At 56.6% G+C, this 22,034-nt stretch carries 13 protein-coding genes; 1 reads left to right on the top strand and 12 read right to left on the bottom strand.

Annotated features, from left to right (window positions below; all coding sequences use genetic code 11):
- Nucleotides 1-114: 114 nt before the first annotated feature.
- The 4 genes from ACZF99_RS18065 to sigK form a co-directional block, all read right to left on the bottom strand.
- Complete coding sequence (locus ACZF99_RS18065; RefSeq protein ID WP_483606454.1) at nt 115-765, bottom strand: response regulator; 651 nt, start codon at nt 763-765, stop codon at nt 115-117.
- Nucleotides 762-1,958, bottom strand: a complete 1,197-nt coding sequence (locus tag ACZF99_RS18070) for a sensor histidine kinase (protein WP_483606455.1) — start codon at nt 1,956-1,958, stop codon at nt 762-764. Before ACZF99_RS18070 ends, ACZF99_RS18065 begins: the two co-directional genes overlap by 4 nt.
- 39 nt (nt 1,959-1,997) lie before the next feature.
- Nucleotides 1,998-3,329, bottom strand: coding sequence for a methyl-accepting chemotaxis protein (locus tag ACZF99_RS18075; RefSeq protein ID WP_483606456.1), 1,332 nt, complete (start codon nt 3,327-3,329; stop codon nt 1,998-2,000).
- Between the two features lie 251 nt (nt 3,330-3,580).
- Complete coding sequence (gene sigK, locus ACZF99_RS18080) at nt 3,581-4,279, bottom strand: RNA polymerase sporulation sigma factor SigK (protein WP_059044522.1); 699 nt, start codon at nt 4,277-4,279, stop codon at nt 3,581-3,583.
- Between the two features lie 342 nt (nt 4,280-4,621).
- Between sigK and ACZF99_RS18085 the strand changes: the two genes are divergently transcribed.
- Nucleotides 4,622-5,296 (top strand): SOS response-associated peptidase, encoded by a 675-nt coding sequence (locus ACZF99_RS18085; RefSeq protein ID WP_483606457.1) that lies wholly within the window; start codon nt 4,622-4,624, stop codon nt 5,294-5,296.
- A gap of 70 nt (nt 5,297-5,366) precedes the next feature.
- On the opposite strand, the gene ACZF99_RS18090 is transcribed toward ACZF99_RS18085, so the two are convergent.
- The 8 genes from ACZF99_RS18090 to ACZF99_RS18125 all read right to left on the bottom strand — a co-directional run bounded on the left by ACZF99_RS18090 (nt 5,367) and on the right by ACZF99_RS18125 (nt 21,842).
- The gene (locus ACZF99_RS18090; RefSeq protein ID WP_483606458.1) at nt 5,367-6,644 is read right to left on the bottom strand and encodes a BNR-4 repeat-containing protein; all 1,278 of its coding nucleotides are present in this window, start codon (nt 6,642-6,644) and stop codon (nt 5,367-5,369) included.
- Nucleotides 6,645-6,844: 200 nt separating this feature from the next.
- Nucleotides 6,845-9,223 carry a GH36-type glycosyl hydrolase domain-containing protein gene (locus ACZF99_RS18095; protein WP_483606459.1) on the bottom strand — a complete coding sequence of 793 codons (2,379 nt, stop codon included), beginning with the start codon at nt 9,221-9,223 and terminating at the stop codon, nt 6,845-6,847.
- A gap of 242 nt (nt 9,224-9,465) precedes the next feature.
- The gene (locus tag ACZF99_RS18100) at nt 9,466-13,665 is read right to left on the bottom strand and encodes a glycoside hydrolase family 2 protein (RefSeq protein ID WP_483606460.1); all 4,200 of its coding nucleotides are present in this window, start codon (nt 13,663-13,665) and stop codon (nt 9,466-9,468) included.
- Nucleotides 13,644-14,348 carry a hypothetical protein gene (locus ACZF99_RS18105; protein WP_483606461.1) on the bottom strand — a complete coding sequence of 235 codons (705 nt, stop codon included), beginning with the start codon at nt 14,346-14,348 and terminating at the stop codon, nt 13,644-13,646. The genes ACZF99_RS18100 and ACZF99_RS18105 overlap by 22 nt, the downstream gene beginning before the upstream one ends.
- Nucleotides 14,349-14,486: 138 nt before the next feature.
- Complete coding sequence (locus ACZF99_RS18110) at nt 14,487-18,275, bottom strand: Ig-like domain-containing protein (protein ID WP_483606462.1); 3,789 nt, start codon at nt 18,273-18,275, stop codon at nt 14,487-14,489.
- 124 nt (nt 18,276-18,399) lie between these two features.
- The gene (locus tag ACZF99_RS18115) at nt 18,400-19,941 is read right to left on the bottom strand and encodes an ABC transporter substrate-binding protein (protein ID WP_483606463.1); all 1,542 of its coding nucleotides are present in this window, start codon (nt 19,939-19,941) and stop codon (nt 18,400-18,402) included.
- A gap of 31 nt (nt 19,942-19,972) precedes the next feature.
- A complete protein-coding gene (locus ACZF99_RS18120; RefSeq protein ID WP_483606464.1) occupies nt 19,973-20,857 on the bottom strand; it encodes a carbohydrate ABC transporter permease in 885 nt (294 codons plus the stop codon).
- Between the two features lie 16 nt (nt 20,858-20,873).
- Nucleotides 20,874-21,842 (bottom strand): ABC transporter permease, encoded by a 969-nt coding sequence (locus tag ACZF99_RS18125; protein ID WP_483606465.1) that lies wholly within the window; start codon nt 21,840-21,842, stop codon nt 20,874-20,876.
- Between the last annotated feature and the right edge of the window lie 192 nt (nt 21,843-22,034).

A 22,034-nucleotide genomic window follows, 5' to 3' on the forward strand; every position in this document is an offset into this window, starting at 1 on the left:
ACACTGGGGAGGCGTCTGCAGCATCGTCCAAAAGGGAAAGGATAAACTGCCCCTTCGGGCAACATAGGTGCAAAAAAAAAGCATGCGGATAATTGCTCTCGCATGCTTGTAAATCTACATTTTTAATATTCCGCGTTCCAAGGCGGTGGCTACCGCCTGAGAACGTGAATCGACGCCGAGTTTGTTGTAGATGCTTGTCAAATGGGCTTTTACCGTTCGTTCCGCAATCCCGAGATCATAAGCGATTTCTTTGCTTTTAAAGCCTCTGGCGACGCTTTGCAAAATATAAGTTTCCTTATCGCTAAGCAAAGCAGACTCCGTCTTAGCTGAAACCGGAGGCTTCTGCAACTTGGCTGCCATTACCCTCTCGAGGATATCCGCCGACAGCAACGTCTCTCCTCTGACCGCCGATTCGATGTTCCTGAATAAGTTTTCCCGGTTCGTATCCTTAAGCAGATACCCCTTCGCCCCGAGCGCCAGGCCTCCGATCATGAGCTCATCCTCGTTGTAGGTGGTCAGTATAATCACCGGGGTAGGATCATTTTTGTCCTTTAAGGCTTGAATCGCTTCAAGTCCGCCCATGACCGGCATATTCAAATCCATCAAAATGACATCCGGGTTGATTGAACCCAGCAGTTCCAATGCTTCCTGACCATTTTTAGCCTCGCCCACAACCTGAAACTTATCGCTCGTCTCCAGAATCAATTTAAGTCCCTCGCGAACCACAAAGTGATCGTCCACGATCATGATTTTATAAGGATTCATTCATCTTCACCTTCACTAAGCTGTATCGTGACCGAAATCGTTGTTCCTTCCCCGCTGCTAAGTACCTTCATCTCTCCCTCAATCAGTCTGGCCCGTTCCTGGATTCCCAAAAGTCCGTAATGTCCGGCATCCATCCCCAAATTGTTCGTATTAAAACCAACGCCGTTATCCCTGATTTCGATCCATAGCTGTTTAGCATCGCCAAAGAAGGTTAACCATACCCTGCTCGCCTGGGCGTGACGGGCAATATTCGTCAGCCCTTCTTTCACGATGTGCAAACAGTGCTCCATGTACAACTGGGGTAATTTTGTATTGATTCGGAGATTGGTGACGACGGAAATGCCCGTCGCTTCTTCGAAACGCCGGACTTCATCTTCAAGCGCCTCTTTCAAGTTCATGTCGGGAGCCGACTTCTGCCGCAGATCGTCAATGGCTCGACGCGCTTCGGCCAATGTCCTGCGCGCCTGCTGCATAGATCGCTTGAGAATGGCGTGCGCCCCCTCCGAATTGCCTTGGGTCATATGGGCATCGACAGCTTCCAGCTGCATGATTAACCCGGCAACGCCTTGCGCTAGCGTGTCATGCAAATCTCTGGCCATTCGCTGCCGTTCATTGGATAACGTCAATTCTTCCACCTTTTGATGCGCCTCCTGCAAATCATGCAGAAAGCTCTGAATCCGCAACCGTTCATTGACCTGCTGAAAAAACAAAATGCCATAAGCCACTACAATAATCAGCATTAAGACGAAGATCGGAAGAAAGACGTAAATCTCATCCATATCATGAACGGTCAGGGCCGAATCAAAGAAGATGATGATACTGATGAGGGAGACAAAAACAACTCTGTGGATACGAAAGGAAAAGCCGAGACTTTGAGCAATCAGAACAGGCAGCAGTCCGAGCAGCACGGCTTGGTATCCTTGCGGCATCAGAATCGCGCAAAAAAAGATCAGAATCCCTTGTACCGTGAAATAGATCCAAAATTGCTTTTGCGTCACCCGATATGAATTCCAATGAAGCAGAACGTGGACCGTGAATAATCCGGTAAACGCAATGCTCGGCAAGATCTGCGGGTCCCTTAGGAACTGAAGCACCACCGTCCCGGCATAGACAAACGAAACCCAAATCAGAATCGGGAGCCTGGAAGCAAACATCCCGTTGAACATCGCAAGTCCGGTCTTTTTGTCATTCAATGAACCAGCCCCCCTTTCTCTTATTCTATTATATAGGATCTATAACCTGAATTTTTGAATCGAGCTGCTTAATTGGTTAGACATTGCGGTTTGATCTTCCGTGAATCGGGAAGCATCCTGAATCACGATATTAAACTCTCCCAAGCGGTCCTTGATCTGATTGGTATAATCCGATGTTTTGGCGGAACGTTGGACAACCTTATCGATCACGGAGCTAATTTGCATGACCGAACCGCTCATGGCTGTTGTAGCCGCATTCATTTCTTCCGACATTGCGGTCACAAGCTGAGCATCTTGTTGATATTGTCGTCCGGTTTCAATCAGCAACTCGTAATCGGCCTGCACGTCCTGATTGATATAATTGAGAATATCCTGGGAGCTTTCCGCAAGATATCCAAATGCGTCCCTGACTTGCGCGACCAACCGATCCACATCTGCTATCGCGGCTGCAGACTGGCCCGCCAGTTTTCTCACTTCTCCCGCAACGACCTCGAAGCCTTTCCCGTTCTCCCCGGCCCTTGCGGCTTCAATAGATGCGTTTAAAGCTAACAGATTGGTTTGTTCGGAAATATCCCTGACACTAGAAGCAAGGGTATTGATTTCATCGATGACTTTCCCCGCTTCGATCGCTTTAAGCAAATTCTTATGCTTATCTGTATAGGTCATCTGCGACCGTTCCAAGGATTGGATGCCTTCCTTTTCCATGCGATCCGCTCTTTTTTTCATAGCAGCCGAGGCGGATAAAGAGGATTCCATCTTCTGTATCAATAATTCATTTGTGTGATTGATCTCAGCAATGGATTCATTCACGGTTTGGGCTTCTTGGATCAAATGAAGCGCATCTTCCGCGAGGAACGAGGCCGTGGCATGAATGCTCTGAATGCTGTCTGCCGAATTTTGGGTCGAATGAAGCAGCAGCCCGCTGGTCGCGTGCATATTATTAAATGTCCTATCGATTTCCATAACCAAATTTCGGATATTGGACGAGCTCTTCACCAAAGAGGAACCCAGTCGACTGATATCATCATTCCCTTTAAAATTCAATGTAACGGATAAATCCCCATCGCCAAGCTTTTCCGTAAATGCAACTACTTTTAGCAGTCTTCTCAAAACAAGGCGGTCGTACAGAAATATCAAGATAAACGCGGATATCAGGATACTCAGGCCGGAAGAAACAAAAAAGCCAATATTACCATCCATATAGTTCGTGTTCATACCTGCATCGGCAATCACTTCCCGCCCTTTATCGAAAACGAAGTTCACCAGTTGGCCGATGTTCGTACTAAAAATTTGGAGTACAACAACCGGAAGGATGAGCTTGAATTTGATCGAGTCTAATGTCCAATGTCTCAGCTTGTCCAGGATTTTCATTGAGATCCCTCTTCCATTATAGGTAATATATCCATCATCGTTCCATGAATTTTACTTGAATATGAAAACGTCAACATCGTCCGAAGGTGCATCGCGATCTGCCCTTTCGGGCAATAACTGGCTATAAGCATTGGCATAACCGAAGTCTTGGATGAATTAAAATCTCAATCGCCAATAAAAATGAGACGGTGAGGTAACCGTCCCATCATTTCCCCTATCATATAATTTTCGATATTAGTTTGGAAGTTCCCCTATTTTTTCTTATAAAACTCATGATACAACTTCATGAGCGCTCTTTTCTCGATGCGGGACACGTAACTGCGGCTGATGCCAAGCTCTTTGGCGATTTCGCGCTGGGTCCGTTCTTCTCCCCCATGCTCCAGCCCGAAACGCCCCTTGATCACTTCCTGTTCCCGCGCGTCCAATATATCCAGGTTCCGGTAAATCTTGCTCTTCTCCATTTTGAGCTGAACCCGGTCCACCACGTCGTCCGCTTCCGTCCCCAAAATATCGATCAAGGTGATTTCATTTCCTTCTTTATCCGTTCCGATCGGATCATGCAGCGATACGTCCTTGCGCGTTTTCTTCAGCGATCGCAGATGCATGAGGATCTCGTTCTCGATGCAACGGGCCGCGAAGGTCGCCAGCTTCGTCCCTTTATTCGGCCGGAAGCTCTCAATCGCCTTGATCAGACCGATCGTTCCGATTGAGATCAGGTCCTCCAGGTCCTCGCCGGTGTTATCGAATTTCTTCACGATATGCGCCACCAGCCGCAAGTTATGCTCAATCAGGATATTGCGGGACACCGCGTCCCCTTCCGCCATGCGCTGCAGATGCTTCGTTTCCTCCTCCTCGGTCAGGGGCTGCGGGAACGCATTATTTTTCACATACGATACGAGCAAAGTCAGCTGTTTTATGAACAAAGCAATTGCGGTAAACAATCCGGGCAAAGATGACACCTCCTGCTGATTCACATCACAATGAATTCAACCTCGCTTCATTTTGGGTCATTTCATTGTATGTGGGCGGAGGCCTAGGCGTGCCTGTACCGGAAAAGAAAAGGACACACTCCCGTTGTCTTTCCATCGGTATGATGGATCAGAGTGACAAATCAGGCAAGAACCATAGCGCGTTTCGCTTAACGGACAGGACCCGGGTTTGAATATATCCTCATGAAGTACAAGCGAATCCATGATATACATCATTCCGAAATCAAAAAAAGAACTTATCAAGCATGATTTTCCTCCTTTTACAAACACTACATCCAATCGATCAAAGGAGGCAGATCTTTTATGTGTCAACGGTTTTCCATGGCGGCCGAGCTGCCGGAGGTTCAGGAGCATTTTCAAATCGGGCGGGTGATGTGTTACTACAAGAACCGCTTCAACATTAGTCCTACGCAGCCGACGCCGGTCGTGCTTCAGCAGGACGGGGAGCGGGTGCTCGACGAGTTCCGCTGGGGGTTCGTTCCTTATTGGGGAAAAGACGCGGTCAACGCGGATCTGCGAAACGTCCACCGGAATCCGACCTATCGTCGGATCATCGGCACCCAGCGGTGCGTCATCCCCTGCAACGGCTTCTATTATTGGAGGAAGGAAGGCAAGAAGGAATATCCCGTACGGGTCGTTCTGAAAAACCGCGGCATGTTCGGCGTGGCCGGGCTGTACGAAATTTGGCGGGATACGCGCGGCGAACCGCTTCGGACTTGCACCCTCGTCATGACGGACGCCAATCCGCTGATCGGGGAGTTTGAGCGCCGCATGCCGGCGATTTTGTCCCCCGAGGACATGACCCGGTGGCTGGATGAAGAGATCAATGATCTCGATGCACTGGACCCGATCCTGCGTCCGCATGCGGCGGAGGATATGCAGGCCTACGCGGTAACTCCGCTCATCGACAACAACCGATACGATACCGACGAATGCATCCGGGAGATGGATTTGCAGTTGGCTTGGGTGAAGCGTTGAGCCGTAATTCCCACTATAAAAAACATGAGAAAGCTCTTGGACGCCCACGTCCAAGAGCTTTCTGTTTTGCTCAGTTGTTCCTGCCATAATACAGCTTGAGATTCGGGATATCCACCAGGTACAGAATATCCACGCCTTTGGCGCTGCGCTCCACCGCAAGCCGTTCGATCGGTTTGCCCGGAGCCAGCGAGGTTTCGGTCCAGCCGGTTCCGCCCGGATTCACGGCCACGAAGGCCCGATCCGTTCCGCTCTGCTTCACGTAATAAATTCGGGCTTCCGTGCCGGTCCAGGTGACGTCCACCGCGGCCCGCGTCGCGCCGGCATCGTAGACGGTTTGCAGCTCCCAGCCTCCCGCAACGTAGGTCGCCTGCTTTACCGCGAAATTCGCACTGCCCGCCTCGCGGTAACGGTAGGCGATGATCGGCCTTCCCGCGGAATCCACCGTCAGTTTGGCGCTTTGCACGCCGGGTCCGCCCGGATCGTCGCCGCTTTGCACGTAGGTTTCGCCAGGGGCTAAAGGTTGGACGATATCGGCCGTAGACAACGTCGCCGGAATGGATACCGGCGTTCCGTCCGCCTTGGTGAAGACGCCCGTAGCCGGGCTGTACTTCAGGTACGACAGCTCATGGCGCAAGGCGCTGGCGGCAAAATGCGCCCACTCGAACAAAATATGCATATCGCCGTTGGCGTCGAAAGCCAAGTCGTCCGGATAAACGGAGCGATTCAGCGTCGACGCGATCACTCCGATCTGGCTCCAGGACGAAGCCGCGTTGTCCCAATGAAACAGGACGCCTTCCCGTTTGCCTGCGGGATCCTTGGCCGCCCGTGCGAAGAGATACAAATCCCCGTTCGGTGCCGTTTTAACGATGGGATAGGATATTTTCATATCCGGACCGGGCAGATCCGCCGAATGGTTCTGGGGAGCTCCGCCTACCGTATCCGAACGAAAATATCGCCAGTTGTTATCGTGCATCGAGGCAAACACATGGAACCGGCCGCTGCCGTCCCTCGCGATGGAGGGCTGGTTATGACCCACATCGTCTTGATACTCGGCCACGACGGACCCGTTCATGACCGGGATGTTGCTCCAAGCCCCCGTTCCGTCTCTTCTGGCGATATATACGGTATGCTTGTCTGCGGTACTTCCCGGCGCATTATAAGCCATATACGCGTATTCGTTTCCCGTTCCGTACGTATCCAGCGGCGACCACCATCCCGCCTGGTTGCTGGAATCCATCGGGTAAGGAACCTCTGTAAGTTCCGCGGCTGTATATCCCGTCGTTGTCGGCAGCAGCGTCGTTAATGCAACAAACCAGAGCCCGATTCGCCAACCTTTTCCCTTTTTCATGTTTCCCGCCTCCTCAAACTGAGATCGCTTGCAAACTTTAATCCCCGATAACCATGGTCCTCCCGGTACCGGTACAAGCGTATCACGCCGCCCTTCGCCGGAATAGAAACAAATCAACGTTCCGAATAGAACAGAAATACGCATTTTTACCAAAATAGAACATTTTCACATCCACCCAACAACTCCCGGATCCCCGAGCGTTACATGACCACGTCGACCCGGACGGACAAGCGTCCGGGATAAGCCGGCAGCACCGTGCCTTCCAGCGGCAGGCCGTCGACGGCGATGCTTTTTACCCCTTGGCTGACCCGGCTTTCGTTGCGAACCGTAATCTCATAATCGCAGCCGCGGAACTTGCGTTTCACGCTAAACCCTTCCCAATCGGATGGAATACAAGGGTTCACGGACAAGCCCTGGAGCACAGGTTTGATGCCCAGGATATACTGGGTCGCGGCGACGTACATCCAAGCGGCCGTCCCCGTCAGCCAGGACACGTTGGCCAATCCGAATTTGTCGGATTCCGGCCCGAACAAGTTCGAGGCGTAGACATAGGGCTCCGCCTTGTACCGCCACAGGCCGGCTTTGTCCATGGCCACGTTCGGCAGCAATTGGCGGTAATATTTGTAGGCGAGGTCCCCGCGCCCGAGCAGGCATTCGGCTATGATCGCCCAGGTGTTGGCATGGCAAAAGACCGCCCCGTTCTCCCCCGTCCCTTTATTGTAATTCGTCAAAGGATCGGCGGGATCGGGAAACGTGCTGATGGAGGGATGGATTTTCTTGAGGCCAAGCTCCGTGTCCAGCAGCTCGCGAACGCTGTCCATCGCTTGCAAACCTTTCTCCGGATCGGCCATCCCGGACAGAACCGCCCAGGTTTGGGCGTTGAGCCATATTTTTGCCTCATCGTGCTCGTCGCTGCCGAGAAAGCGGCCGTCGTCCATAATGGCGCGGCGGAACCAGCGCCCGTCCCAACCGAGGCCGTTGACCAGTTGCCGCTGCTGCTCATACATGGCCTCGTATTTTGCGGCATCCTCCGAATGACCGGCGGCATTGGCGAGATCAACCATGCGCAGCAGCACCAAGCCGAGCTGCATGGCGGTCCAAATGCTCTCCCCCCGGCCCTCGCGGCACACCCGGAACAGCTGGTCGTTCCAATCCGAGCGCAGCATCAGCGGAAAGCCGTTCGGCCCCAGCTTCGACGCCGTAAATTCGATGGCGGCCTTCAAGTGCTCGTATACCGTGCCTTGATCCCCATCATAGTAAGGCACTTCAGCGTTTAGGAATGCGGCGTCCCCGGTTTCGGCCAACAGATCCCACGCCGCCAGAGCCGGCCATAAATGATCGTCGGAATGAATGCTCGTCACCGGCTCCCAACCCTCGTGGGGGAAGAAGTAATGATTCGCGTGCCCGTCCCGGTACTGCTGGCCGAGCAGCAGCCGAAGCTTAGCCAGCGCTTGCTGCCCATCGAACGGTACGACCGCCAAAATATCCTGCGACGTGTCGCGGTACCCGACGCCGCGGAACGTTCCGGTGGCATAGAAGGAAATATTGCGCGAAAACAGAAAGTTGCGGTGCGCCTGATACGGATTCCAAATATTCAGCATCCGTTCGGCGTCCGGGTCCGGCAGCCGGCAATCCCACGCTCCAAGATAGCCGTCCCAAAAAGACCGAAGTCCTTGAAAAGAATGCTCCGCAAACCCGGCTTCCCGGGAGCGCGCCAGCGCCTGCCCAACCTCGGCTTCATCCCGGGCCGTGCCGAGAAAGAGATGGACGGTCCGGCTTTCGCCCGGCTGCAGTGTGACCTTGAACTGCAGCGCGCCGCACGGGTCTCCGCCCATCAGCGTCGACCCGCGGCAGCCTCCCTCTTCGATCGCCGCCGGATTGGCTTCGCTGCGATAGCTGCCGATAAATTCCTCGCGGTCGCCGTCATACCCGGACAGCGGCGCGTCGGAGGCAAAATAAACGAGCGGCGTCTCTTCCGGCTTCGGTTGATTTTCGACGCCATACCGGTATACCAGCGCCTCAGACGGATGGTACTGCACGGAGACCTGATGTTTGTTGTAACATTGCCATTGCAGCTCGCGCATAAATTCCATCATCCCGAACTCCACGTAAGCGTAAACGTTCAGCTCTTTGGCTACCGGGGTTTCATTGGACAAGGTCAATTTCCAAATCAGCGAGTTTTCGTAGGGACCGACGAAATACAACGTTTGGGCCGCGATCCCGTCCCGTTTCGCTTCAAACCGGGTGTAGCCGAGGCCGTGGGCGCTTTTCCAAGATTCCGGTTTGTCGGCGGCAGGTTCGTTGGTGGGACACCAGTACGTCCCCGAGTCCGCGTCCTGGATGTAAATATAGGGGCCCGAGCGATCCATCGGCAGGTGAAAAAAACGGTAGCGCGTAATCCGCCAAATTTGCGGCGATTTGTAAAACGCGACCCCGCCGCCCGCATGGGACAACATCGTATGGAACGTGCCGTTGGACAAGTAGTTCATCCATGGAGTCGGCATGTCGTGCCGGTGGAACTCGATTTCTTTTTCCGCGTCGCGAAAGGAATAATAGCTTTGCGGGTCTTTCGGTTTCATGGGAATCCACTCCTTACTCCTTTGGTGGTTTCTAACGGACCTCAGCGCCGCTATTTAGCCGGAATACGCCGATTTCCAGCTGTAACGGACTCCAAAGACCTTATTGAGCATCTAAACGTACGATCAAACCTATTTGGGAGCAAATAACGGCTTTCCGGTCCGCTAGAAACGAGAACGGTGCTTTTTCGGGCAAATAAGGTCTTTCAGGTCCGTTACCGTAAACCCGAGGGTGTCGAGGCAGTCTATTTGGGTTCAACCTCGTCCAGCGTCAAGCTATACGACAGATCTTTCATATAGCGCCCGTCGGGATGTAGGAAGACCAAACCAAAGTCAAGATCCTCGCCAGCCCCTCGCACGATGGCAATCAATCGGTTTAATCCGGGATTCAGAACCAGCTCCTGCTCGGGCTCCGGCACCCGCTCACCGTTGATCACGATTTCAACCGTGGAAGAGGCATCTGCGAGTACCCGCAGCCGCCCTCGGCGAGGAGCCTCCCCTTCTTCCGGCACCGTAACAAAGCAGCTCAGAAACCACGGATCCCGCCCCGCCTTCGCGATATGGAGCAGGCCGGTGGAGCGGCGTTCTTTTTTCTGCATCCAGCCGTACAGGCCTTCCCCCAAATTGTTCAGCGAAAACTCCGGATCGGTGTAATAAGCTCTCATCGCGCCGTCATCGGCGTAAGCCGGACAAGGCAGCGCCATCATGGCTTCCACGGCCCATTCCCCGTCGCCTTTCTCCTCTTCCAGAAGTTCGTCGTCAAAAGAGGCGCCCAGATTGGCCAGCAGCCGGGTATACAAGCGCAGCGCCTTCTCGCTTTCGGGGTCCGGCAACAGCTGGGAGCACACCACGGTACCGCGCCCCACCTTGGCCTCAATCAGAAACGCGCCGAATGGCCGGGCTTGCCGGCGGTTCAGCTCCACCAGCGCCTGGCGGCTGTATTCGGCCGTGTGTCCCCGCACGAAGTAATCCTTCCAGGCGGTGCCCTCCACGCTGGCGCAAAGGACGGCGACGTCCGCCGCTTCCAAGCGGTGGGCGGCGAGGGCCCGGTTGACGACCTCCCGCGGCGACAAGAACACTTTGTCGAAGCCGAACAGGTCAACCGGGCTGAGCCCGCGGGCGGCGGCGTGCGTGTAGTCCGCCGCCAAATGGTACGTCTCGTGCGGCGTCACGCGCACGGGACGGTCCAGCAGGCGGGCCAGCGCCGCCTGCTGCCCGGGTTCCGCCGGCAGGACGAGCACGCGTCCGCCGGCTTCGGCATGGCGCCGGACGGCTTCCGCCGCCCCCGGCGCCTCGAGCAGGCAGGCTTCGGCCACCAGCAGGCCGAAGCCCTGCCCGGGCGGCATGGCGGGGCCCCCGCCATGCCCGCCAGGCGCTGGCGCCGGCGCATCGCCCGGCGCCAACGGGCCGCGCGGCGCGGCTGCCGCCAGCGCCGCGGCATCGGCCAGCGCGGCGTGCCGCAGCCGCAGCCGGCCGAGCAACGCGGCGGCGAGGCCGCCGGGGCGCACCAACGCGGCGGTCGGCAGCTCCGCCGCCTCCGCCCCGTCCCGCTCCCCGGCCGCGCCGCCCGCATATGCAAGCAGGTTGCGCAGCAGCAAGCAAGCCTGCGGCACGCGATCCGCGTGGGCCATCAGCTCCAGCTGATTGGCCACCACCAGGCCGCGGCCGCGCCGGTATTCGAGCAGCGGCGACCACAGATCGCCGCCGTCGCCGAAATCGCCCGCGCTGCACTCCAGCAGTAGCGTGAAATCGCCGCAGACCGGCTTCTCGAAAGCGGCGCGGATGATCGGCGGCGGGCCGTCTTCGGCAAGCTCCGGTTGCCAGAACATCAGATCGTCGTCGCCGATCCCGGAGAGCGCCGGATGACCGTAATCCCCGGCATGGGCGCGCAGGAATGGGCGCCGCGACAACGTCAGCTTGCCGAGCGAGAGCTGGTTCTGTTCCAACAGCAGCAACCGGCCGCCCCGCGCGACATACGCCTGGAGCAGCCGCTCCAACGCGCCGTCCGCATCCTCTGCGTAACTTCCGATGACCAGGAGCCCTTCGGTCGGCAGACGGGGATCGGCCAACTGCTCCCAATCCACCCGTTCACAGCCGGGCACAAGCCTGTGGATGGTCTCATAATCCGCGTCATTCCCCCAATAAACCACCGGCCGCTGGACAGGAACGGGACGGCTCCGCAAGCTGGCCGTCAGGATCCGGTAGTTCAACCGCAGCTCATGCACCGGCTGTCCGTCGTGAAGGAGCGTGGCCGCAAGCTCCGCTCTCCCCTCCGACTGGACGGGCTGCGGCTGCCATTTGATCCGGAGCCCCTTCGGTTCAGCCGGGCTTTGCGTGAACTCGAAGCTTTCCTCATGAACAAGCGTTTCCCCTTGCTTCACGGTAAACTTCACCACGACGCTTCGCCCCGAAAGCGTGTCATTGTACACGTCGAAGCTGCGGTCGACCGGCTGGTCGTCATAGAAGCAGCGGTCGTATTCGGCGGCGAGGATCGTCGCCGGTTTAAACGCCTCCGCCAGGACGGCAAAGGCGGGATTCGGCCGATACGGCGGCTCTTCCTCCGGCAACAGACCGTTGTTGATCGTCAGCGAATAGGCGGGGATAACCTTCGGTTTCACGCCGGGCATGTCCGGGCCGGACGGCGACGGTGGCGGTGGCGGCAGGATCACGTCCCGCTCGGGCATCGCCCGCATGAAATAGTGGGCGAAGTTAAACGTCGACAGGCCGGATACCCCCTGGCGGCGCGCATATTCCACGAACAGCCGCTCCTTCTCCGCCAAGCCCAAGGCGCTTTCGTCCGTGCCGCGATAAGCCCGCAGCCCGACGTACATGCTGCTGTTCTGCGGGCAGATGTACCACCAGCCGCCATGTTCGCCGAAGGTTAGCGGAACGGTGCGATCCCATTGGCCGATCGTCCCGTCGATATTGTAGTGGCGGCTTTCCACTTCCGTATGCGCCTTGGGCAGCAGCCGGTTATCCCCTTCGGCAATGATCGCCCGCGTCGGATCCAGCTCTCGGATGGAGGCCATCAAGCCGGGGAGATGCTCCTTGAAGCCGTCCCGCCCGTCCACCCAGCGCATCTCATTCTGCACGCTCCAGAGGATGACGGACGGATGATTTTTGTCGCGCCGCACCAGCCGCCGCACATGTCGCCGGCAAGCCTCCAGGTAGTCGGGATGGTCCGCCTGCATCGATTTGCTCGAGCCGTAAATGGCCGTTTCGTCGACGATCAGCATCCCTTCCTCGTCGGCGATGCGAAGATAGTCGGCCGGATAAGGCTCCGCGTGCAGCCGGATGCTGTTCACCCCTACGGAGCGGCACATACGGTACCAGTTGCGGATATAGGCTTCCGTCTGCTGCGCTCCGCCTTGAAAATGCCAAGAATCGCCGCGCAGGTTCAGCGGAATTCCGTTCAGCATAAACTGTGGGCCTTCGCACCGGAACTCGCGAAAACCAAACGTTTCCTCGCGCCGGTCGATCCCCCGCTCCCCATCCATCAGCTCGAACTCGGCCCGGTACAGAAACGGCGAATCGGGGCTCCACCGCTTGACGTCGGCCCAGTCCAGACGGAACGTGGCGCGGTAGACTTCCCCGCCATGCTCGTTCTCGCACAGCCGCAACCCCTCGACTGCCTCGGCGGAAACCGGCTCAACCGTCCGTTCCGCCACAAGCACCTGCTGCTCCAACCCCGCCGACGTCCCTGAATTACACCCCTCGGCAAGATTTGAAGTCAGCACCCCCAGCTCGCGAACGCGAAGCCGGACGCGCAGCGGTCCATCCCCGGTGTCCGCCGCCATTCCTTCCGCCCCGCCGATGACGGCCTCTGCTTCAAGCCGGCCGTTCCGGACGGAAGTGCGCAGGGTGACGTCCTCCACGGCCAGCGCCGGGTAGCTCTCCAGATAAACGTCCTGCCAGATCCCCCGGCATACGCTGCCAAACCAAGAACCGACCAGTCCGGTCACCTTGTCGGCGCCGGAGGGCAACGTCGTTTGATCGAAGCTCCCGCAGACGAGATGCAGCTCATGCTCCCGTCCCGGCGTCACGTAAGAGGTAATGTCGAGCCTAAGCGGCAGATAGCCGTCCTCCCATTCGGCGATTTCCCGCCGGTCCAGATAAATCACGGCCTTTTGCATGATGCCGTCCAGTCTTAGTGCGATCCGCTGGCCAGCCATCCGCTCCGGCACCCGGAAGCGGCGGTGCAGCACGCCCGCCTCGGCGTCGTCCCATTCCTTCGGGTAACCGTACAGGTCCATCGGGCTAAAACCATGCTCCGGGATTTCGCCAAAACGTTTCCCCGTCCCCTGCACGTAGGTTCGCCTCCAACTGGAGGGAACCCTCACCTTTTGCGCCTCATATATGAGGGATTCCGGCAGCGTACGGCGCCGCGGCTCGCCATACAGCGGCATAAAGTCCCATTCTCCGTTCAGGCATAACGTATGACGCATCGTGTCTCCTCCTCCGTCCGGCGGAACGCCGCGCGCAGCACAAGCTCCAGCTTCCGCCAAAGCCCCTGTCCTGCCGGAACTCCCGTCCACGGGATAAAATGCGGTTCCATCGCCTCGGCCCAGCGTACCGGCTTCAGCGACGTGTCGAGCTTCCCTTCGTAAGTTGCGGGCTCGAGCGTCGCAGGCTGCTCCGAATAGAAAAATAACGTGCTCTCATGCAGCCCGATGATGCCGTATTTGTCCCCGTCGCCCGGCTGCTCCTCTTGATATTGATAATGGTGGTAGATGTAGCTCGCAGTTTCTTCGGGCTTCAGCCTGGCCAGCCTTCCGTAAGGTTCGGACAGGTGGCCGGGAAGCCGCCAGGGCATGCCGTAAACGGGTTGATGGTAATGAAAAATATCCGTCATCGGCACCCAACGCCGCTCCGTCCCCGTCTCCGTCTCTTCTCCCGGCCACACGATCAACCGCTTACCGGCCGCCATAAACAGCCGCTCCGGCGGAACCGCCTCCCCCAAGCATTCATAATACAGATAGAACCGATTCCCGTCGGCGAACAAGCTGAGATGATCCACCTCCAGCCGTTCCATCGCTTCGGCCAACGCATGGGAAATCTCCGGCCCCCGCCAGATCTCCGCCCACTCTGCTCCTTCTTCTCCTTCGGCCCGGTATATGCACCGTTTCATGGTCAACCTCCCGATAGCTTTGGGAAATCTATACGAAAAATCGCATAGATTTCCCCCGTTTACGTCGATTTCAAAGGAATATATCTGAAATTTCATACACATTAAGGCTTCCGGAAGACGAAGGCCCATAATCTAGGGTCACGGATTCAACGATACCCGAATATCGTCAAACAACAGGTAGTCGAACCCGCTGACATAAAACCCAACCTTGCCCGATGGCCGGTGGTTCGGATCGGTGCCGGCGATTCGCAGCGAGCCGTCTACGTAAGCGGCGACGTCGCCATCCTTCACGACCACCTTCACCGCGTATTCGGTATCCGGCTGCAGGTCGAGGCCCGGCGAATCGGCCTCCGCCAGCTTCTGCCAGTTGGTGTCGTACAGGATCCAGCCGGAGCTTCCGTCCGCCCGCGTCCGGTAACCGATGCGGGTGGAGCCGGCGGAGTCCTGGCGGTCGAAAATATACATCACGCCGCCGTTATCGGGCATCGCGGCCGGGGTTTTCAGCGTGAACTCCAGCGCATAGGACTCGAAGTCACGGTCCAGCAGACCTGTCGCGCCATTCAGAATCTTGTAGCGGCGGTTGCCGTCGGGATCGGCCGCGATGCTGCGGTTCGGATCGACCGGCCAGCCGTTGCCGCCGTTCTCGAAGTCCGTCTCGTGCATCACGTTGGATACGGTCACCGTAATCTCCGCTTGGATAAGCGGATTCGCCGTGGATACCGCCGTGATGATCGTCTCCCCTTCATAAACGGCGCTCACCACGCCCATGGCGTCCACCGTCGCCACCGCCGGATCGGCCGACTGCCAGGTAACCTCCGTCTGCGGCGTATCCGTTGGATCAAATGTAAGCTGCAATGGCCGCTGTTCTCCCGGGATCATCCGAACCCGGCTTTCGGCGGGAAGGATGCCGGCCAGCTCCGTCGACAAAGCTCTAAACCGGATATCGTCAAACAGCAAATGGCTAATGCCGGCGACGTAAAACCCGACTTTCCCCTCGGCGTTGTGTCCGGGATCGTAGCCCTTCAGCCGAAGTCCGCCGTCCACATACACGCTGAGGTCGCCGCCTTTGACGAGCATTTTGACCTCATATTCCGTATTCGGCTGCAAATCGTGGCCCGGCAGCTTCACTTCCTTCAGAATCGCCCAGGCGGGATCGTACAGCAGCCAGGCCGAACTGCCGTCCGCCCGGGTTTTGTAGCCGATCCGGCTGGACCCGCTGCCTGCCTGGCGGTCGAAGATATACAAGGTCGCAGCGTCCCCGATCGTCTCCGGCGTCTTCAGCTTGAAGCTCAGTTCGTATTCCGAAAACGACTTGGAGCTTAACGCCGTAGCCCCGTTCAGCACCTTATACCAGCGATTATCCCCTTCCTTGACGATGCTTCGGTTCGCATCCTGGGGCCAGCCGTTCGCCCCCGATTCGAAATCGGTGAAATCCATCACGCCGTCGCCGACTTCCACCGTGACGTTCACCGTGGCCGAGAACTGCGGATTTTCCGCCGACGCGACCGTGATGACCGTCTGCCCCACCGCCAGGCCGGTGACAATGCCGCTTCCGTCGATCGTGGCGATGGCCGGATCCGCAGAGGTGAAAATCAACGCCGGATTGTCGGCATTCCAGGGCAGAATCGCCGTCCTCAGTTTCACCGTTTTCCAGCGGTCGACCGTGACGTGGTCGTCATAAACCGCGACCCCTTGTACCGGGTAGCTGTCTTGGCCGAGGGTCGTGCCCGCTTTGCCTTGGACGCCGATCTGATCAAACGGGATATCCGGAAAACCGGGAAGCCGCTCGAACACTTCCGCATCCGGACGCAGCGACAGGTCCTCTCCCGCCAGATCGACGAAGCCGGGATCCTCCTCCGCCACCCAGTTGTCGGCATATTGAACCAGCCCGAATTTGTCGTACGCCCCGTGTTCGTTCGTCGTCGTACTGCGCGGAACCACCGGATTGTAGATCACGTTGCCCCGGAACGTATTCGTGTCGGGATAATAGCGGTTTTCCGTGAAGAAATCGGCCAGTTCCGGGTACTTCTCCAAATATGGCGTACCCGCGAAGTTGTTATTGGCCGCGAACAGGGCTAGCCATTTCGGCATGTAATTCTTCGGTACCTGGTCGTCCGGATCGTCGCCGAGATACAAATCCGCGTAATCGTAAGGCACCTTGCTGTCCACGAAAATATTGTTGCGCGTCAAAATGTGCGAGCCCCCGTTGTTTTTGATCGCGGAGTTGCCCATTTTATAAAAAATGTTCTCATCGATCGTCAGCCCCATCGTAAAATTGTCGGGATAGACCCCTTCGACCCCGGGTTTCGTCTCCCCGATATGATGGAAATAGTTGCGCCGGATCACGGTCCCGCGTTCCTGCGGCGTTTCGCCTGCGTTCATGTAGATCGCGCCGAGATCCGAGAACGTTTTGCATACATCGTAAATGTTGTTGTATTCCACCACGTGATCGTTGCCGAAAATCAACACGCCGGGATGAGGCGCATCATGCAGCTCGTTGTGCAGCATCCGGTTGCCCACGCCCGACAGCAGGACGCCGGGATTATAAGCCTTGTGATAATAGGCAAAATCGTGGATATGGGAATTTTTCACGACGTTTCGGCCCGGCGACAGCGTCGTTTTGTTGCCGCCCGTCAGGGTGACGGCCGTCCCGCCGATATGGTGGATATGCGTGTTTTCGACCATGTGGTCCGTGCCGGGAACGCCGTCGAAGTCGTTGTAATAGAACCGGCTTTGGGTGTTCACCAGTACACCGCTATTGGTGAAGTTGCGAATTTCGCTGTTTTGGATCTTCATATGGCTGCCGCCCATGAACACCGCCGCCGAATCGCGGCCATTCTCCAGGATCAGCTCGGAGAAGTTGATGTAAGAGGCGTTCAGTGCGTTGATCATCGGCGACTTCAGCATCGTCACCTCGATCGTCGGATCGGCCGTCATAAATTCCGCGTTCGGCAGAAAATACAGCTTTCCGGCCTGCCGGTCGATGTAGTACTCGCCGGGCATATCGATTTCCTCCAGCAGGTTTTGCGCAAAATGGAAATCGGGATACCAGTTCTTGAAGATTCCGCTCATCTCTCCGTATCGGAGCGTAATCGTTTGGGCGGCCGGATCGATCGAGGCGATTTTGTTGTACGACCACTCCCAGCTATAGCCGAAGATGCCGTCCAGCCAAATGTCGTCCGCCTGCGTCCAGTATTGCGGACGATCATACGTATACGTAAACGTTCCTCCTCGCGAATGCACTTCCCCGTTCGGGTCTTTCCGCGTTGGGCCGGGATCGAGGATTTCGTCCATCTGGACGGTGCCCTCGTTCGGCCAGCGCGCCAGCGTCATGCCCTGCCCGTTGACGTACAACTCCATCGGCGGCACCTCGCTCAGATCGTTGGCCAGGTAATAGCCGTGGCGGCTTAAGTTCCCGTAATCCGTGATGCCAAGCGCCGCCAAATCCGCCACCAGCACCTTCTCCCTCGCTTCGCGGCTGATGATGCGGCTTCGCACCGCCTCGTCGGCAACCGGAACAAAGGCGGATTTCCCCAGACGTTCGGAACCGGACAACACCACCTTCTCGCCGGGGTACGCCGTATAGATAATCGGTTTGCCCGCGGCGCCCGAATCTTGTTCCCGCAGTTCGAAGCTTGCCGATCGCTCGTAGCGCCCTTCGCGCAAATAAACCGTGACGCCACCGGGCGGCAGCCCTTCCGCCGCTTTCAGCTCGCGAATGGCGTCGCGGGCTTTCTCCAAGGTCCGAAACGGAGCCTCCTTGGTCCCGTTATTGGAATCACTGCCGTTTACAGCTACGTAATAAGCCGTGGTGTTGGGATTGCCGGGATTGCCGTTTCCCGCCGCGGATACCGCAGGCGTTGCTACAGGACTTAACGTGAACAACAGACTGGCGATTACCAGCGCAAGCCAGCTTTTTCTCGTCATCGCTCTTCCCATCCTTTCGCATGCGATAGGAACGGTTTTACCCTAAAGGCTGGGGCAAAGCCGTCCTTCACAGCTGGTTTCTCCCTTTATCCGCTCCAAGTGCCGGTAGAGCCGGCGATTCAGATTACTTCAAACCCTGTTCCTTCAGGAAGGCTTCGAACTGGCGCGTCACCTCCTCCACGTATTTGTCTTCGCCCGCTTCCTTCAGCTTACCGTGCAGGACGGGCCAGGTTTCATCGAAATCCAGCGTACCGGTCAGAATCCCTCTTTTATACTCGCCCCACACGGCGTTCAGATTCGCGATCTCCGTATTGACCGGCTCGGAATTGAATTTGAACGCGCCAATGGGATTGACCTCGGCTTCCGCATTGATTTTCTTCGTCTCTTCCCACACGTTCTCCGGCTGCCCTTCCTTCAGATAGGAATTGAATACGCTGCCAAAAACCCAGTCCATATTGGGTTTATAGCGGGAATCCGGCAGCGCCTTAATGTATTCGCCGGTGAGCTTCTCGTAATGCGTGCCTTCCAAGCCGTTGCATAGCAGGTTGTAGAGCTCCTTGTCGGTGTTGACCAGGTTCAGCAGCATCATGGCCCGTTCCGGATTTGGCGATGTCCGGCTGATCGATTGGTTGGTGGCTGCCGAGTAACCGTTGGTGTACCAGTTGCTGAGCGGAACGGTGACCACCTCGTTGCCGCCGTTTTTCGCCTTTACTTCGGCTTCCACGCCCGGCTTCAGCGTCACGTCGAATTGCACCGCGATCTGCCCTTTGGACTGGAAGTCTTCGAATTTGGCCGTTGCCGCATCCTTGTAAATATAACCTTGCTTATACCATTTGCTGACGAGTCGGTAATTGTCCAGCTCCGCTTCGGGATACCGCTGCAGTGTATAGGTAGGATCGTTCGTCTTGATGTAAAAATGGTTGTCGACGCCGGGAACGCCCCAATACTCGTCGTCATGAACCTGCGGAATGAAGTCGAAGTAGTTGCCGAAATTGCCGAACGGGATGATATCCGGTTCGTTTTCCTTGATTTGGGCCAGGAAGGGTTCGATGTCTTCCACTTTTTTGATGGAGGCCGGATCCAGCCCGTATTTGTCGGCGAACCGCTTCTGCACGATATAACCGTAACGGTTGCCGTTGATCTGCTGGTTCGGAATGCCGTAGATTTTCCCGTCGACGGTCAGGCCGTCCCACATCACCTGCGGGACATCCGCTTTCAATTCGGGAGCGTATTTGTCCAGCAGCTCGTCGATCGGCTGGAGCGCGCCTTTGCGCACCAGTTCCTCCGGCTTCAGCATGTAGCCGGTCCACAGAATGTCGAACTTCTCGCCGGCCGCGAGCACGGTGTTCATCTTCTGCACGTAATCGCCGATGGCGATGGGAACCAGCTTGACGGTGGCGTTCAGCTTTTCCTTCACGATTTGGTTTACCGCCTCCTGCACCTGATCCTGATCGGGCTGCAGCTGCGACAGCGGGTAATACCAGGTCAGCGTAACCGGCTCAAGCTCGTCTGCGCTTCCCGTTTCCGGCGCAGGGGTTCCGGCGCTGTTGTCCGCGCCGTTTGCGCCATTCGCTCCGTTGGCACCGTTGCCGCTGCCGCCGCAGCCGGCAAACACGGACGCGGCCAACAAGATCAGCGCTAACATTCCTAACCATCGTTTTTTCATTGTGTGACCTCCTGTACATATTTGTTTTATGTTAACCCTTGAGGGAGCCAACCGTAAGCCCTTTCACGAAAAATCGCTGGAAGAACGGAAAGATCACCAGCATCGGTCCGCCCGCCAGCACGGCGATCGCCATCCGCGCCGAATTGTTCGGAAAGCTCGCCAGATCGATGCCGAGCTGTTGCGTAAACTCGGAATTGGAGGTGAGGAACTCGATGCTGTTTAGCGTCCGTACCAGCAGCAATTGAAGCGGCACTTTGTTCGGATCGTCGATGTACAGCATCCCGTTGAACCATTCGTTCCAGTAAGTGAACGAGATCAGCAGGCCCAACGTGGCCAGCGCCGGCGTGGACAGCGGAAGGATGATCCGGAAGAAGATGCGCAGTTCCCGCGCCCCGTCGATTTTGGCCGATTCGATGATCTCGAGCGGGATTTTCGACATAAACCCTTTCATGACCATGATGTTGAACGGCGACAGCAGCACCGGCAGGATAAGCGCCAGCAAGCTGTCTTTCAGATGCAGGTATTGCGTCATCAGGATGTAGGAAGGCACGAGACCCCCGCTGAACAGCATCGTAAAAAACACGTAAAACGTCGTGATCCGGTTATAACGGTAATCCGGCCGGGAAATGACGTAGGCGGTCATCGCGGTCAGCAGCAGCCCGGTCAACGCTCCGATTACGGTGACCGTGATCGTTACCCCGTAAGCCCGCAGCAAAATATCGGGAGCGTCCAGCAGATAGCGGTACGCATCCAAGCTGAACGATTCGGGAATAAATTGGTACCCGTTCTTGGTAATCGTCTTTTCATCCGTTAACGACACCGCCACTACGAGCAGAAACGGCAGTACGACGACGATGGACAGGACGATGAACAACAGATTGAGCCATATCTTGGAGATCTCGAATTTTTTAGGCATCGCCGGTTCCTCCTCCTTACCACAGCGAATGATCCGGATTGATTTTGCGCACGACGCCGTTCGCAAGCAGCACCAGAATGAACCCGACCACCGATTGATAAAACCCTGTCGCCGCGGACATACTCACGTTGCCGATCTCGCGCAGCGCCCGGTACACATAAGTGTCGATCACGTCCGTGGAGCCGTAGAGAAATCCGGAATTGTTCGGAATGAAATAATGCAGTCCGAAATCCCCGCGGAACATGTTGCCGATGGATAAGATCAACATGATGATGACGAGCGGAGCCAGCAGCGGAACGGTGATTTTCATGGCCATTTGCCGTTTCGTCGCCCCGTCGATCCGCGCCGCCTCGTAGTACTCGCTGTTGATGCCGATGATACCGGCAAAATAGATCAGCGTATTGAACCCGATCGCTTTCCATAGCTGGACCAGAATCAGGATTACCGGCCATGGCGCGGCATTCTGATACCAGCTGACCGGATCCATACCAAAAGCCTGCAAGGTGCGATTGATGAATCCGTCCGAGTGATTTAAAAACGCGTAAGCCACGTAACCCACCAGCACCCAGGATAAAAAGTAGGGCAGAAACAAGGCCGTCTGGTAATATTTGCTCCATTTCGCCTTGACTTCGTTCAGCAGAATCGCCAGCAGCAGCGCCGCAGCCGCCGTGGTCACGATGTAGGCGGCGTTGTACAGCACCGTATTGCGCGTAATCCGCCAGGCCGCATCGGTGGAGAACAGATAGCGGAAATTATCCAGGCCTACCCATTTGCTGCCGAACATGCCGAGATCGTACCTGTAATTTTTAAAGGCGATAATCAGGCCGACCATCGGAATATAGGCGAATATCAATTTGTACAGAATGCCCGGCAGCGACAACAGAAACAGCTCCCGGTTATTCCGGAAATGATGAAGTTCTTTCCGGATTTTCGATTTTTCCCTGCGCGTTTCCGCGTCGCCCGCCCATGAAACATTTTTCAACATAGCCAAGCTCCTTCCTTATGTTCCTTGCGCTTTGCGGCTGGCCTGCGATCAGGCTTTGCACGTCTAACGATAGCGCAGACCGGGGCTTGTTCGTTACTGTACAATTTCAGGATTGCTGTACGGGCGGGCTGTAACAATTTCGGATTACTGTACCGAGCGGCTCTCCCGCCTGAGCGAACGGCAAAAACCCGC

It is taken from the genome of Paenibacillus sp. JL3B1040 (assembly GCF_057063165.1).